13 protein-coding genes and 8 tRNA genes are annotated in these 14,812 nt (G+C 44.1%); 18 read left to right on the forward strand and 3 right to left on the reverse strand.

The features are described from left to right. The first annotated feature begins 224 nt into the window (after positions 1-224). Positions 225-830 carry a peroxiredoxin C gene (locus L5M18_RS04250; RefSeq protein ID WP_006081247.1) on the forward strand — a complete coding sequence of 202 codons (606 nt, stop codon included), beginning with the start codon at positions 225-227 and terminating at the stop codon, positions 828-830. Positions 831-932: 102 nt separating this feature from the next. Here the strand turns inward: L5M18_RS04250 and rnt are convergent, their stop codons facing one another. Beyond that, positions 933-1,604 (reverse strand): ribonuclease T, encoded by a 672-nt coding sequence (gene rnt / locus L5M18_RS04255; RefSeq protein WP_263196034.1) that lies wholly within the window; start codon positions 1,602-1,604, stop codon positions 933-935. Positions 1,605-1,745: 141 nt separating this feature from the next. On the opposite strand from rnt, the gene motY reads away from it, so the two are divergent. The 17 genes from motY to L5M18_RS04340 all read left to right on the forward strand — a co-directional run bounded on the left by motY (position 1,746) and on the right by L5M18_RS04340 (position 12,148). Continuing rightward, positions 1,746-2,615, forward strand: a complete 870-nt coding sequence (motY, locus tag L5M18_RS04260) for a flagellar protein MotY (protein ID WP_113938782.1) — start codon at positions 1,746-1,748, stop codon at positions 2,613-2,615. Between the two features lie 760 nt (positions 2,616-3,375). Beyond that, a complete protein-coding gene (locus L5M18_RS04265; RefSeq protein ID WP_263196035.1) occupies positions 3,376-5,559 on the forward strand; it encodes a prolyl oligopeptidase family serine peptidase in 2,184 nt (727 codons plus the stop codon). 171 nt (positions 5,560-5,730) lie between these two features. Further along, complete coding sequence (gene ybgC, locus L5M18_RS04270) at positions 5,731-6,132, forward strand: tol-pal system-associated acyl-CoA thioesterase (protein WP_006081251.1); 402 nt, start codon at positions 5,731-5,733, stop codon at positions 6,130-6,132. Further along, positions 6,122-6,808: a protein TolQ gene (tolQ, locus tag L5M18_RS04275; RefSeq protein ID WP_028760350.1), complete on the forward strand. Its 687-nt coding sequence runs from the start codon at positions 6,122-6,124 to the stop codon at positions 6,806-6,808. The genes ybgC and tolQ overlap by 11 nt, the downstream gene beginning before the upstream one ends. Further along, the gene (gene tolR, locus L5M18_RS04280; protein WP_113938780.1) at positions 6,808-7,242 is read left to right on the forward strand and encodes a protein TolR; all 435 of its coding nucleotides are present in this window, start codon (positions 6,808-6,810) and stop codon (positions 7,240-7,242) included. Before tolQ ends, tolR begins: the two co-directional genes overlap by 1 nt. Continuing rightward, entirely contained in the window at positions 7,243-8,340 is a 1,098-nt protein-coding gene (gene tolA / locus L5M18_RS04285; RefSeq protein WP_263196036.1) for a cell envelope integrity protein TolA, read from the forward strand. Between the two features lie 9 nt (positions 8,341-8,349). Continuing rightward, positions 8,350-9,678 (forward strand): Tol-Pal system beta propeller repeat protein TolB, encoded by a 1,329-nt coding sequence (tolB, locus tag L5M18_RS04290; RefSeq protein WP_028760347.1) that lies wholly within the window; start codon positions 8,350-8,352, stop codon positions 9,676-9,678. Positions 9,679-9,724: 46 nt separating this feature from the next. After that, a complete protein-coding gene (pal, locus tag L5M18_RS04295) occupies positions 9,725-10,258 on the forward strand; it encodes a peptidoglycan-associated lipoprotein Pal (protein ID WP_028760346.1) in 534 nt (177 codons plus the stop codon). 24 nt (positions 10,259-10,282) lie between these two features. Beyond that, positions 10,283-11,029 carry a tol-pal system protein YbgF gene (gene ybgF, locus L5M18_RS04300; protein WP_263196037.1) on the forward strand — a complete coding sequence of 249 codons (747 nt, stop codon included), beginning with the start codon at positions 10,283-10,285 and terminating at the stop codon, positions 11,027-11,029. Between the two features lie 142 nt (positions 11,030-11,171). Then, a tRNA-Lys gene (locus L5M18_RS04305) sits at positions 11,172-11,247 on the forward strand. Between the two features lie 58 nt (positions 11,248-11,305). Continuing rightward, positions 11,306-11,394, forward strand: a tRNA-Lys gene (locus L5M18_RS04310). Between the two features lie 37 nt (positions 11,395-11,431). Continuing rightward, positions 11,432-11,507: transfer RNA gene (locus L5M18_RS04315), tRNA-Lys, on the forward strand. Between the two features lie 59 nt (positions 11,508-11,566). Further along, positions 11,567-11,642 (forward strand) — tRNA-Lys (locus tag L5M18_RS04320). A 37-nt stretch (positions 11,643-11,679) separates the two neighbouring features. Continuing rightward, a tRNA-Lys gene (locus tag L5M18_RS04325) sits at positions 11,680-11,771 on the forward strand. 37 nt (positions 11,772-11,808) lie between these two features. After that, positions 11,809-11,884: transfer RNA gene (locus L5M18_RS04330), tRNA-Lys, on the forward strand. Positions 11,885-11,943: 59 nt separating this feature from the next. After that, positions 11,944-12,031: transfer RNA gene (locus L5M18_RS04335), tRNA-Lys, on the forward strand. Between the two features lie 41 nt (positions 12,032-12,072). Continuing rightward, positions 12,073-12,148, forward strand: a tRNA-Lys gene (locus tag L5M18_RS04340). A 378-nt stretch (positions 12,149-12,526) separates the two neighbouring features. Here L5M18_RS04340 and L5M18_RS04350 read toward each other — a convergent pair. Next, on the reverse strand, positions 12,527-12,787 hold the full coding sequence (locus L5M18_RS04350) for a GrxA family glutaredoxin (RefSeq protein ID WP_028760344.1): 261 nt from the start codon (positions 12,785-12,787) through the stop codon (positions 12,527-12,529). 60 nt (positions 12,788-12,847) lie between these two features. Next, a complete protein-coding gene (locus L5M18_RS04355) occupies positions 12,848-14,602 on the reverse strand; it encodes a DEAD/DEAH box helicase (protein ID WP_263196039.1) in 1,755 nt (584 codons plus the stop codon). Positions 14,603-14,812 lie beyond the last annotated feature (210 nt).

Raw genomic sequence — 14,812 nt, forward strand, 5'->3', positions numbered from 1 at the left:
AGATTGCTCTATCCTTAGTCAGGCAAAACGGAAATACCCTTGAAAAATGTGATATTGGTCTTAAATAGGTTGTAAGGCACAGCACACGACTTATAATGCCTAAGGATTTGATTGGTAAGAACACCTTTTAATCAGTAAGGATTTAACTTGACCTAGGTTGAGAACATACTGGCTAGAAGGCATCTTGCCTTACACTTAGTTCAACTCATAGATGGAGATATAAAATGAGCGTATTAGTAGGCCGTCAGGCTCCTGATTTTACTGCTGCAGCTGTATTAGGTTCTGGCGAAATCGTTGATAGCTTTAACTTGACTGCAGCCATCAAAGGCAAACCAGCCGTCGTATTCTTCTATCCACTTGACTTCACTTTCGTTTGCCCATCAGAGTTGATCGCTTTTGATCACCGTATGGAAGAGTTCACTAAGCGTGGCGTAGAAGTGATTGGTGTGTCTATCGATTCTCAGTTTACCCACAATGCATGGCGTAACACCCCAGTTGAAAAAGGCGGTATTGGCCAAGTTAAATACACGCTAGTGGCTGACGTTAAACATGAAATCTGTAAAGCATACGATGTTGAGCATCCAGAAGCGGGTGTGGCTTTCCGTGGTTCATTCTTGATCGACAAAGAAGGCATGGTTCGTCACCAAGTCGTTAACGATCTGCCATTAGGCCGTAACGTTGATGAAATGCTACGTATGATCGATGCACTGCAATTCCATGAAGAGCACGGTGATGTTTGTCCTGCTGGCTGGGAAAAAGGCGATAAAGGTATGAATGCAAGCACTGAAGGTGTTGCTGCTTACCTGTCTGAAAACGCAAGCTCACTGTAATTAGTCCTTTTCTAATCACAGTCGCCTGTTAAATGAAAAAAGCTGCCAATGGCAGCTTTTTTGTTTTTTTCATTGCTTAAGATCTAGTGTTACCTGTTAAATTTATTCCACAGTACCGCTTTCTGCATCCTGCACATCCACAGCCAGTAATGGCCAGCCACCTAATGATTTCCAACGATTCACTATATGACAAAAAAGCTCCGCGGTACGTTCGGTATCATATAGCGCCGAATGGGCTTCTTTATTATCGAAGGGAATACCCGCCATAATACATGCCTTGGCAAGTACGGTATGACCAATGGCGAGTCCGGCGAGCGTTGCTGTGTCAAAGGTGGCAAAAGGATGAAACGGCGAACGTTTTAAGTCGCAACGTTCTATCGCCTTACTCACAAAACCATGATCGAATGCCGCATTGTGCGCCACTATGATACTGCGATGGCAGTCGGAGGCTTTTTGGGCTTTCTTCACGGCTTTAAAGATTTCTAAAAAGGCTTCTTTCTCGCTCACCGCTCCCCGTAACGGATTCGTGGGATCAATACCGTTGAATGCTAACGCTTCGGGTTCTAAATTTGCGCCTTCAAAGGGCTCAATGTGGAAGTGTAGGGTTTTGTCGATTCCTATCACGCCTTCATTGTCCATTTTCAGTAGGGTGACGGCAATTTCTAGCAACGCATCGGTTTGAGAGTTGAAGCCCGCAGTTTCGACATCAATGACTACGGGAAAGTAGCCTCGAAATCGGTATTTCAATTTGTTCGCGTCGCAAATGTCACTCATAAAGTACTCAAGAAAATTCACAGGGCGCTATTATGCTAAATGTGTTGGGGTGTGTCATGCTTGATTGGTGGTTTTATGAGCTAAAGGAACTAAATAGTTTGCCGATAAAGCCATGTAACCGATTAAACATGAGTAAAGGCTATGTGGCGAAAACTGATATTAGTATCAATTTTATGCGTTCCAGCAACTGCAATGGCAGAGTTGCGCCATTATGTCGCCTCTTTAAGTGATTCCCAGTGGCGAGTGAGTGAAAATACTCCCATCGTCTGTCGCCTTGAGCATGATATTCCTTCTTACGGTAAAGCGATTTTTACCAGTGAAGCGGGTAAACAGCAGAATATGACTTTTACCTTAGATATGTGGGTAAAACCTGATCAAGTGACGCAGGCGAAATTAATTAGCCGCGCGCCGCAGTGGCGTCCTGGTGTGGTATCAAAAGAGATCACTTCATTACATTATCAAAAGTACTTTAACGGGGAAGTGCCTAAGCGCGCAGCTTGGTCTATGTTGGCAGAGTTGAGTCGCGGTATGGAACCAACGTTTTACTATGCTGATTGGTATAATGAGTCGAATAAGATAGCTGTGGGTTTGTCTTCAGCTAATTTTGGCCGTAAATATACTGAGTTTAAAGCTTGTCTAGCGCATTTATTGCCCTATAGCTTCGAAGATATTGCTTTTACTGTATTAAATTACGATGAAGGCGGGACCGATTTAACTCGTTTCTCCCAGCAACAACTGTCTCGGGTACAAGAATATTTAGCCTATGATCCCTTGGTAGAGTTAGTGCTGGTGGATGCGTATACCGACAGTTATGGTGGCCGTTCAGTAAACCAGAAAGTGTCGGATACACGAGCTGCGTCGGTAAAAGAGTTCTTTGTTGCCAGTGGTATTCCTCAAGATCGTATTGTCACATTCGGGCATGGTGAGCGTCGTCACGTGGCTTCCAATGATGATATGGATGAAAGGGCGCGTAACCGTCGTGTTGTTATACGGATCAGTAAACCTTTGTAGTGTTTGTTTTACCTAGGTTTTAAGTATTTTTCAATGCCAAGTTTATGACTTGGCATTGTCGTTTTTAAAAGAAGGAGAGTTCAGGCAGTATGCCACTTTAATCGAATGATTCGCTCAATTTGCGCGTATGGGTAAAAATAATGAGATTTTTTAATTTGTAGATATGACATATCCACCTCAACAAGTACTGCAGAAAGCGAGAGTGGGATAAGTACGAGTAATATAGATGAAGTATAAAACTTGGCCGTTGCAATAATCAGGATTGTGTTTGAAATGCTAAAAAAAAGCCCGCTTAAACTAAGCGGGCCGCAAAAATAATGCATTTGCAATCAACAAATTGAAGGAAGGAAGTCAAGCATAAGAACCAGAAAAGAAACTGAAGTGTTGGGAACACACCAGTTTAAAAGTTCTTTGTTTTCGATATCTGCAAGCAGTTATCTCCTGAAAACAAGCACATTCTATTGGGAAACCTGTTGTAAAACAAACGAGAAAAATTGCCCATAAACATTAGTAATTCTAATGGCTACAAAGGTGATTTATATCACTTAAGTCACTATTTACCTTGATTAATAACTTATAACTCACTATTAATGCATAATAATACACTTCAATAAGCTTATCCTTGCTGCTATTTTGTTAAATTCACGATACAGCTTAAAAAACTTCATATTAAGTTACGCCATTGCCATGATTTTTTTTGCTTGTATAGTACTTGCTGAAAAGGCCTTAAGCCCGAAACCATAAGAAGGACGACAACACGATGGCATTAAGATTTCGCCTTGCAAAGCAAGGTTTGTTAGTGGCCACATTGGGGATGGCACTCGGTGCCTGCCAAAGTGGCAATGCACCTGAGCAAAATTCGACTGAGCAGGCAAGCGCAACTAAACTCGTTTACCCTGTTACTGAAAAAGATGACCTCGTCGAAACCATTCATGGTGTCGCAGTGCCCGACCCTTATCGTCATCTGGAGGCCAATACGCCTGAAACTGAAGAGTGGGTAAAAGAACAACAAGACTTTGGTCAAGCCTACCTCGCTAAGATCCCCAATAAACAAGCTGTGGTCGAACGTATTACAGAACTTTGGAATTACGAAAAAGTCTCTGCTCCGTTTGAAAACGGCGACAACCAATTTTACTACCGCAATGATGGCCTACAGGCGCAATCGGTTTTGTACGTTAAAGGTTTAGATGGTGTTGAAAAGCCTGTTCTTGACCCAAATAAACTGTCTGCGGATGGTACTGTTGCCTTATCCGGCGTGGCTGTGAGTAATGACGGTAAAATTTTAGCTTATGGTGTTTCAGATTCTGGCTCAGATTGGCAGCAATGGCAGTTCGTTGATATTGCAACCGGTAAGAAACTGGCCGATGAACTGAAATGGATTAAATTTTCTAGTGCAGTGTGGGATAAAGAAAACCAAGGTGTGTTCTACGCCCGTTATGATGCCCCAGCAGGGGGGGATGTCTTAGCTGACGTTAATTTTAACCAAAAAGTGTATTACCACAAATTAGGCACAGACCAACATCAAGATCTATTGATTTATGAGCGTCCACAGAATAAAGATTGGGGCTTTGGCATTGATGTCTCTGAGAAAGGTGAATACTTATTACTGTCGATTTCTCAAGGTACGGATAAGCGTAATCGTTTCTTCTATAAATCGTTATTTGAGCCTAAATCCCAAGTGGTGGAATTGATCCTCAAATTAGAAGCTGAATATGAGTTTCTCGGTAATGATGGTTCAGTGTTTTATTTCAAAACCGATTTAGAGGCGCCTAATGGTAAAGTGATTGCGATTGACACCCGCAATAGTGATAAATCGCAATGGCAAACGATTATTCCTGAGTCTAAAGATCCGATTAATAATGTCGCCATTATTAATGACCATTTAGTGGTGAGTTATTTACATGATGTGTTAGGTCAATTATCGATTTACAGTATGGGTGGTCAGAAGCGTCAAGATGTGGCATTGCCTGGTCTTGGCAATGTGGCAGGGCCTTTTGGTAAAGCCAGCAAAGATTATTTCTATTATGTGTTCAATAGTTATATTCAGCCTGAAACCACCTATAAGTTTGATTTTAAAACTGGCGGTTCAACCGTCATTGCTAAACCCAAAGTCTCGTTTAATCCCGATAACTATGTTTCTGAACAGGTTTTCTATAGCAGCAAAGACGGTACGCGTGTGCCTATGATGCTCTCCTATAAAAAGGGCTTAGTGAAAAACGGTCAAAATCCGACATTACTTTATGCCTATGGTGGTTTTGCCATTTCGATGACACCACGTTTTAGCCCTGCCAATATCGCTTGGTTAGACATGGGTGGCATTTATGCCGTGCCGAGTTTACGTGGCGGTGCTGAGTATGGCGAAAGCTGGCATCAAGCGGGGATGTTCGACAAAAAGCAAAATGTGTTTGATGACTATTTTGCTGCTGCGGAATATCTGGTAAGCGAAAAATACACCAACAGCTCTAAACTCGGTGCCTATGGCCGCAGTAATGGTGGTCTGTTGATGGGCGCTGCGGTGACTCAACGTCCTGAACTCTTTGCTGCCGTATTACCTGCGGTGGGCGTGTTGGATATGCTGCGTTTCCACAAGTTCACTATTGGTTGGGCTTGGACGAGTGAATACGGCAGTGCTGATAAAGCAGAGCAATTCCCTGCGCTATTGGCTTATTCGCCCTATCACAATGTAAAAGCGCAAGCTTATCCTGCGACTATGGTAATGACTGCGGATCATGATGATCGTGTTGTGCCATTACACAGTTTCAAGTTTGCGGCCATGCTGCAGGAGAAACAGCAGGGCAATAAACCAGTCATTATGCGTATCGAGTCAAATGCTGGTCATGGAGCGGGTAAGCCCACGGCGATGAAGATCGACGAATTTGCCGACATCTACAGTTTCTTGTGGCAGAGTTTTGGCTTAACCTTGCCACAAGCTATCGCAAAATAACTAACTATGTTAATAAAATGGGGTCGTTTGACCCCATTCTCTTTTACAATTGCCCCTATTCATCTGAAACCCGCGCTATTCCTATCTATATCTTCATCGGGTCATTCACAAGTCTTGTTTCCCTAGGTATAGTAAGCGTCAATTTTTCAACCAAAATTTGCTTATTTTCAAATGATGTTTCATTGGCCAATTTCAGTCTATTACGAAGACACCGACGCTGGTGGCGTTGTCTATCATTCGAACTACCTCAACTTTTTTGAGCGCGCGCGAACCGAGTGGTTAAAAGCCCTTGGCGTTAGTCAGACTGCGTTATTAGCCGACGACACTGCTTTTGTCGTAAAGCGTGCGGAACTCGATTTTCGCAAAGCAGCACGTTTTGAACAGAACCTTATTGTTGAAACTAAGGTCATAGAGTTGAAAAAGGCCTCGTTGATCTTTCATCAACGCTTGGTCGATAAACAGGGAGACTGTTATTGTGAAGGCACAGTGCTGGTTGTTTGTGTTGCGCTATCACGTATGCGTCCCCGAGCTATTCCCTTAAATATTGTGCAGGAGTTTGACAGTGCAAGCTGATATGTCGATTGTTGGGTTATTTTTACAAGCCAGTTTATTAGTGAAATTTGTTATGTTCACTTTACTTTGCTTGTCGGTGATGTCCTGGACGGTGATTTTACAACGCCGTAGCTTACTGACATCCGCAAAAAGTAAATCGGCGAAGTTTGAAGATAAATTTTGGTCAGGTGTTGATTTAAACCGTTTATATAAAGAATTATCATCTCGTCCAGATAATAGCGGTTTAGAGTCATTATTTGTGACTGGCTTTAAGGAATATTCACGCCTGAATAAATTAAATAGCAAAGTGCCCGATGCCGTCATGGATGGTACATCGCGTGCTATGCGTGTGACCTTGTCTCGCGAAATGGAAAAGTTAGAAGCTAACTTACCGTTATTAGCTACGATTGGTTCGACTAGCCCTTATATCGGTTTATTTGGTACTGTATGGGGGATCATGAATTCTTTTATCGCTATTGGTTCGATGGAAAACGCCACCTTAGCTATGGTTGCCCCCGGTATTGCTGAAGCTTTGATTGCAACGGCTATGGGTTTATTTGCTGCAATTCCAGCGGTAATCGCCTACAACCGTTTCTCGACTCAAGTCGATAAATTAGAAATGGCTTACGCAAACTTTATGGAAGAGTTCTCCAGCATTTTGCATCGCCAAGCATACAGTGAGAAGGAAGGGGCATAATGCAACCAGCTTATCAGCGCAAACGTCGTCGCCCCGTTGCTGAAATCAACGTGGTGCCTTATATCGACGTCATGCTCGTGCTGTTAATTATTTTTATGGTAACAGCACCCATAGTGACCCAAGGGGTCAAAGTGGAGCTGCCTCAAGGGGCGGCAGAAGTGTTACCCAATGACAGTAAGCCGCCCATTGTTGCTTCAATCGATGGTGATGGTGATTACTTCCTCAATAAAGGCGGTTCAACGAATGTGCCTATGGATTTGGAAGAATTAGCAACGGAAGTGGCTGCACTTATCGTGACTGAACCTGAGCGTCCTGTTGTGGTTAAAGCCGATAGAAATATTCCTTACGATAAAGTGATTCAGTTGATGGTGACACTGCAGCAAGCTGGCGTGCCATCAGTCGGTTTGATGACGGATTCACCCAAGGAGAAATAGGTGGCAGATAAGTCAGATGTAACATTACCTCTGTCAATTTCAGCGGGTATTCATATTGGCGTGATAATTATTCTGGCGTTAGGAATAGATTTTTCTCACAAACCTGAGCCTATGCAACAAGTTAGCGCACCAGCAATCAAAGCGGTTATGGTTGATCAGCAAAAAGTGGCTAATCAAGTTGAGAAACTTAAGCAAGAAAAGCGTGATGCCGAACGCCGTGAGCAAGAACGTCAAGCCGAGCTTGAACGCAAAGCTCAAGAAGCGAAACAGGCACGCGAGCGCGAACAAGCTCAGATTAAACAGCTAGAGCAAGAACGTAAGCAGCAGGAAATTGAGATTCAAAAAGCCAATGAAGCGACCAAATTAGCCCAGGTGAAACAGCAGCAGGAAAAGGAAAAGGCGGTCAAAGCCGAAGCTGACCGTAAGCTGAAAGAGCAGGAGCGTAAGGTTGCTGAAGACGCCGCACAAAAAGCTGCTGAAAAACGCAAGGTTGAAGAAGCTGCTGCAGTGAAAGCTGAAACTGACCGTAAGCAAAAAGCAGATGCGGAAGCTAAAGCGGAGGCAGATGCTAAAGCTAAAGCAGATGCCAAAGCTAAAGCGGATGCTAAAGCTAAAGCAGATGCTAAAGCTAAAGCAGATGCTAAAGCTAAAGCAGATGCTAAAGCTAAAGCAGATGCTAAAGCTAAAGCAGATGCTAAAGCTAAAGCAGATGCTAAAGCTAAAGCAGATGCTAAAGCCCTTGCCGATCAAGAGCAGGAAATGGCTGATGCATTAGCGGCTGAGCAAGCGGCGCTGTCGCAAACCATGAATAAGCAAATGCAGAGTGAAGTCGGTAAGTATCAGGCAATGATAAAATCAACTATTCAACGTAATTTGGTAGTGGATGAATCTATGCGTGGAAAGACTTGTACTGTCTCTGTGCGTTTAGCGAATGATGGGTTTGTGATCAGCAGCCAAACTAAAGGTGGTGATCCCAACGTTTGTCGTGCAGCAAAAGCGGCGATTTTGAAAGCGGGCAAACTGCCTGTGTCTCCGGATCCTGCGGTTTATAACTTGATGAAAGAAATTAACTTAATCGTTGAACCAACGTTTAATTAAAGGAGCACCATGAAAATATTGGCAAAATGGTTAGCACTGGCAGTTCTGCTGTGCACCACCCCCGCGAAAGCGGCATTAGATATTGTGATCACAGAAGGTGTTGACGCAGCGCGTCCCATCGCTGTGATGCCTTTTGTATGGCAAGGTCCTGGCGCACCGCCACAAGCGATTGCTGATGTGGTGATGTCTGACTTAGCTCGTAGCGGTACCTTTAAACCTTTAGACGAGCTCGGACTACCTCAGCGCAATATTGGTGCTTTGGCTCAGTTTCAACCTAGTTCATGGTCTAGCGTTGGCGCAGAAGCTGTGGTGTTAGGTACTGTGAAACCTTACGGAACCGATCAGTATTTGGTGAGCTTTGATTTAATCGATTTAGTTAAAGCACAAAACCAAGCATTGAAAGGCTCAGTCAGCGCTACAGAATTTTTGATGGACAGTCGCCAAACTGTGATTTCAGCAGCGCAATTTCGTCAATATGGTCATAGAATTAGCGATATCGTCTATGAAAAGTTAACCGGTATTCGCGGTGCATTCTTAACGCGGATCTCCTACGTCGTGGTTAATCATACTCAAAAAGCACCTTATCAGTTGATGGTTGCTGACTATGATGGTTTTAACGAGCAAATGTTACTGCGCTCACCTGAGCCATTAATGTCACCCACTTGGTCGCCTGATGGACGTCGTTTGGCGTATGTTAGCTTTGAAAATAAAAAAGCAGAGATTTTCGTACAAGACCTTTATACCCAAGTGCGCACTAAAGTGAGCTCTTTCCCTGGTATTAACGGTGCGCCGGCTTTCTCTCCTGATGGCAAATCTTTGGCTGTGACGCTGTCTAAGGATGGTCAGCCTGAGATCTATGTTATCGATATTGCGACAAAAGCGATTAAGCGTATTACCAATCACTATGCTATCGATACTGAACCATCATGGTATCCTGATGGGAAGTCGTTGATTTTCACCTCTGAACGTGGTGGTAGACCGCAAATTTATCGCGTAGAGTTAAGTTCAGGTAAAGTGAGTCGTGAAACATTTGAAGGTGAATGGAACCTTGGTGGTTCAATTACGCCAGATGGACGTAGTATGATTTTTGTTAACCGTACTAATGGTAAGTTTAATATTGCGCGTATGGATTTAAATACGCGTTTTATGCAGGTGCTAACCTCTACACGCTTGGATGAATCCCCAAGTGTGGCGCCTAATGGTACTATGGTCATATATGGCACTACACACCAAGGTAAGCAAGTATTAGCAGCTGTTTCTACGGATGGACGCTTTAAAGCGAGATTACCCGTGGGTCAAGGCGAGGTGAAATCACCTTCTTGGTCTCCGTTTCTCTAATGTTATACCTTGATTTAATCACATTTAATTTTATAAGGAACACGTAATGGATCTGAATAAGTTGTTAAAAGCTATGTTGGTAGCACTTCCAATTATGGCTATTAGTGCATGTAGCTCAACTTCAGAATCAGAAACTGATGCAATGGGCTCAACAAACGGTTCAGGTAGCGAACTGAATGGTGGCATTCAAACTGGTGGTGTGGGTGCTATGTTGTCATCTGAAGAGCAGCAACGTCAGCAGTTAGAAGAGTTGAGAAAAGAACACATCATTTACTTCGATTTCGACCGCAGTGAAGTTCAAACTGAATTCGCCGCTGTATTAGAAGCTCATGGTACTTACTTAGTTGAGCACCCAAGTGTGCGCGTACTGATTGAAGGTCATGCGGACGAGCGTGGCACTCCTGAGTACAACATTGCTCTGGGTGAACGTCGTGCTAAAGCCGTTGCTAAATACCTACAAGGTATGGGCGTACAGCCAAGCCAAATGAGCGTAGTCAGCTATGGCGAAGAAAAACCACTTGATTTTTCTCGCACTGATGAAGGTTTTGGCAAAAACCGTCGTGCAGTTTTAGTTTACTAAGATTGAATCTCGGAGAGTAACACAATGAAACGTGCCGTCTTAATTACGGCAATGTTCCTTGGTGCGGGCGCTGCAGTTGCAGCGCCTGCTCCTGTGGAAGATATTGCTGGTGGTTCGGGTGATGACAGACTTGCTCGTATCGAACGTATTGTAAAATCGAGACAACAAAGTGAGCTCGAGATGCAACGTCGTCTTGATACACTGCAGCAGGAAGTTCTCGATTTACGCGGTTTAACCGAACAACAGAATTATCAGATTGAGCAGATGCAAGAGCGTCAGCGTCAGTTATATGATGAGCTTGCTAATTTATCCTCAAAGGCATCTGCCGCACCTGCAGCTGCAGCCACATCAATCCCCTCTGTGGTATCGGCCAATGCTGCCGCAAGTAGTTTAAGTGAAACTGCAAGTTATGAAAATGCCGTTAACTTAGTCTTAAAAGAGCGAAAGTATGACGATGCCATTCCTGCCTTCCGTGCTTTTATCAAACAATACCCAGACTCTGTGTATGCCGCGAATGCGAACTATTGGTTAGGACAGCTATTATTTAATAAGAGCGAATTTGCAGAAGCCAAACAAGCCTTCAAAACTGTGGTTGATCGTTTTAGTGATTCTAATAAACGTGGCGATAGTTTAGTGAAGCTTGGCATGATCGCCGAGAAAACCGGTGATAAAGCTGGTGCGATGCAATACTACCAACAAGTTGTCAAAGATTACGCAAACAGCGCCGCAGCACGTATTGCACAGCAGCAACTGGCTGCAATTAAAGCGTAATTAACTAAAAAACATACTCTTAGTCTGTTTTTCATGCAAACGACAAAAAATTGGGAATTTGCGCTTGCATGAGAAGATGAAAAAGGTATTATAGGCGCCCTCAGAGCGGCGAGGTCGTTCGGGGCGTGAAATACCAGTAAATGGGTCGTTAGCTCAGTCGGTAGAGCAGTTGGCTTTTAACCAATTGGTCGAAGGTTCGAATCCTTCACGACCCACCACTTACTCTAATGAATAGAATAAGTTAGTGGTATTTAATGAGATAGTCAGTAGTACAATGGGTCGTTAGCTCAGTCGCTTTTTATGAAGCTAGGGCAGTTGGCTTTTAACCAATCAGTCGAATGGTTCTAATCCTTAATGACACACCACTTTACTGAAAGTGYRTAAATCAGCGCAACACCAGATGGGTCGTTAGCTCAGTCGGTAGAGCAGTTGGCTTTTAACCAATTGGTCGAAGGTTCGAATCCTTCACGACCCACCACTTATTATTCGCATTGYTGATGCCAAAATAAGTGAACATTTTTATCGTAATACCTAGATGGGTCGTTAGCTCAGTCGGTAGAGCAGTTGGCTTTTAACCAATTGGTCGAAGGTTCGAATCCTTCACGACCCACCACTTTACTGAAAGTGYATAAATCAGTGCAACACCAGATGGGTCGTTAGCTCAGTCGCTTTTTTTTATAAAGCGAGGGCAGTTGGCTTTTAACCAATCAGTCGAATGGTTATAATCCTTAATGACACACCACTTTACTGAAAGTGCATAAATCAGTGCAACACTAGATGGGTCGTTAGCTCAGTCGGTAGAGCAGTTGGCTTTTAACCAATTGGTCGAAGGTTCAAATCCTTCACGACCCACCACTTATTATCTGCATTATGAATGCCACACTAAGTGAATCGTTTTATCGCAATACTTAGATGAGTCGTTAGCTCAGTCGCTTTTTTTATAAAGCTAGGGCAGTTGGCTTTTAACCAATCAGTCGAATGGTTCTAATCCTCCACGGCACTACACTTTACTGAAAGTGCATAAATCAGCGTTATACCTCGATGGGTCGTTAGCTCAGTCGGTAGAGCAGTTGGCTTTTAACCAATTGGTCGAAGGTTCGAATCCTTCACGACCCACCACTTATTTTTTCAGCTGTATCTCTCTTGAATTTCCCCCTGAATGTCCCTCGTTAAACTCCAATACTGAGTACCGAATTTAATACCTTCGTTTTACTTATTCCACTGCAAAATATTTTCTAACATAATTATTGGCATTAGCAAGTTCGACTAATGCGGCATCTTTAAAAAGAAACGTATCTTGAGTTTGGTGATTATATTAAAGCTGACATTATGTGCAGTGATGATGACAACGGTGCTCTGGATTCAGGGGGGCTTTCTAGGCAGTTATGTACCGAGCACTATCTTATGGAAAGCTCTAATCCCACTGGGTTGTGATAAAGACTAAAAAGGAGACCTTAGGTCTCCTTTTGCATTAAGCGGATCACATATCTATAGCGCTTAATCTAACAGATTGTTTTCACGAACATATTGCTCGAAATCTGTGCACCCACCGATGTGCTTCTCATCGACAAAAATCTGCGGTACTGTTTCAACTGGCTTACCGACAGTTTTTTCTAAATCTGCTTTAGAGATGCCTTCTGCATGGATATCGACATATCTGAACTTAAAGTCATCACGTTTTTCAACGAGTTGCTCAGATAATTGCACAGCACGAACGCAATAAGGACAGCCTGGACGGCCAAAAATAACAACGAACATAATAGCTCCTTAGGATTACTTTAGTCGTTTTATACCATAGGCCTAAGTGAATTGATAATGTCAGCCACGTTTATTTTCAGTTTGATAGCGACCTTGATAATCAAAATAGCTTTCGAGCAGATCCCAGCCTTTTTTATGTTTCTTCAGCAGCAAGAGATCGGGCATGCGGAATTTATCCGCGTCGCTGATTAACTCTGTCACCTTAGTGTACTTTTTCGGTTTTAATCCCGGTGTACGGCTATGGGGAAAGATGAATAAGGCATATAAGGCTCGCCACTGGGCCGGCGTTTGCAATTTAAAGCGGCGATTGAATTCATTACCGTCGATATCGAGGTACTGCACTTTCAGATTGCCGTCATCGTCGATGAGGCTCATATGCTGGCAGCGGAATAAATGATGGTGCTGCTGGCTGAGCACTTGGCGTAGGCGTTTATCGGGATCGATGAGGGTCGATTGGCAGTGCTGGCAAATGCGTGCGGCAATGTCATTCTCTTCACCGCAATCAGGGCAAGATTTAGATCTAAATCGAAAGTCGCACTGCAGCTTTTTACCTTGCTGTTCGACTATGCCCTGACAGCGGCGACCAAAGTGTTCGATAATGTCGCCATCGTCGTCCGTGAGTCCCCAGAATATATTGGCAAAATCGCATACAGGGCAATGCACCTGCACGGGTACCGATTTACTGTTGGGTTTCGCTTGGCCGACCTCGGGGAAATACAAGTCATAACCATTGGCTGCATAGTCGATGATAAGACAATCTTTTTTGCCTTCAGCGATTCGCAATCCACGGCCGATCATTTGTTGAAACAGACTGACTGAGGCTGTCGGGCGCAAAATTGCAATCAAATCCACATGGGGCGCGTCGAAGCCTGTCGTCAACACAGCCACGTTGACTAAAAACTTAAGCTCTTGGGCTTTAAAGCGTTCAATCGTCGCGTCACGTTCATTGTCGTGCGTTTGTGCCGTGATAATGGCGCTCTGCGCTGCGTGAGCTTGGTTGAGTAGGCCAAAAATCTCATTAGCGTGGCGCACCGTTGCCGCAAAAATGATAATGCCTTTTCTATGTTGGCTCAGTTCAATGAGCTGTTTCACAATCGCAGTGGTCGCGCGGCCGTAATGTCCCAGTAAATCGTTAACCTCGGCTTCGGCATATTCGCCATTCTCGTTTGCTTTGAGTTGGCTGAAGTCATACTGGGCACTTAGGCCATCAAATAGGGTTGGCGCTGTGAGGTAACCTTGCTTAATGAGCGGCCTGATGGGCAGCTCGAACACACAATGTTCGAATACGGCATGTTCGGGAGATCCCACTTTGCCGTGATAGTGTTGCTGATAAATCCAGCCAGTGCCAAGGCGATAGGGGGTGGCGGTGAGACCGAGCAATCTTAATTGAGGATTTTTCGTGCGTAAATGGTTGAGTACTTGCTGATATTGGCTGGTTTTTTCTAGGCTGACTCTGTGGCATTCATCAATAATGACTAACGAGAACGGCTGATCGAACTGGGTTAACCCCCGCGCCGCCGATTGAATACTGGCGACGACGGTTTTCCCCTCTGTGGCTTTTTGATTGAGTCCCGCCGCATAGATACTGGCTTGTGCGGTGAGGAGGCCGACTTTCTCGGCATTTTGTGCAACTAATTCTTTCACATGGGTGAGCACTAAGACTCTGCCTTTGGCGATGCGTGCCAGTTCGGCGATCACTATGCTTTTGCCGGCGCCTGTGGGTAATACGAGTACGGCGGAAGCTTGGCTTTGCCTAAAATGGGCGATGGCGGCATTAACCGCTTGCTGTTGATAGTCTCTGAGTTTGACTGACACGCTGATAAAAAATCTATGCTGAATAAAAGTGAGGCTGCAAGCTTAACATAACAGGCAAAAAAAATGCCCCTGGTTGGAGGGGCAAGCTAGAGAAAGGAGCAATCACACACACTCTCTCAACAGGGTTCACTTTTAACCTGAGGTTTAAAAAGGGAGGTTCAGGTTACGCTTAGCCTATTGGGCATAGACTAAGCGTTGTGGACGTTATTC

This window comes from Shewanella sp. SM20 (assembly GCF_025654545.1).
GTDB classification, from domain to species: domain Bacteria; phylum Pseudomonadota; class Gammaproteobacteria; order Enterobacterales; family Shewanellaceae; genus Shewanella; species Shewanella oncorhynchi.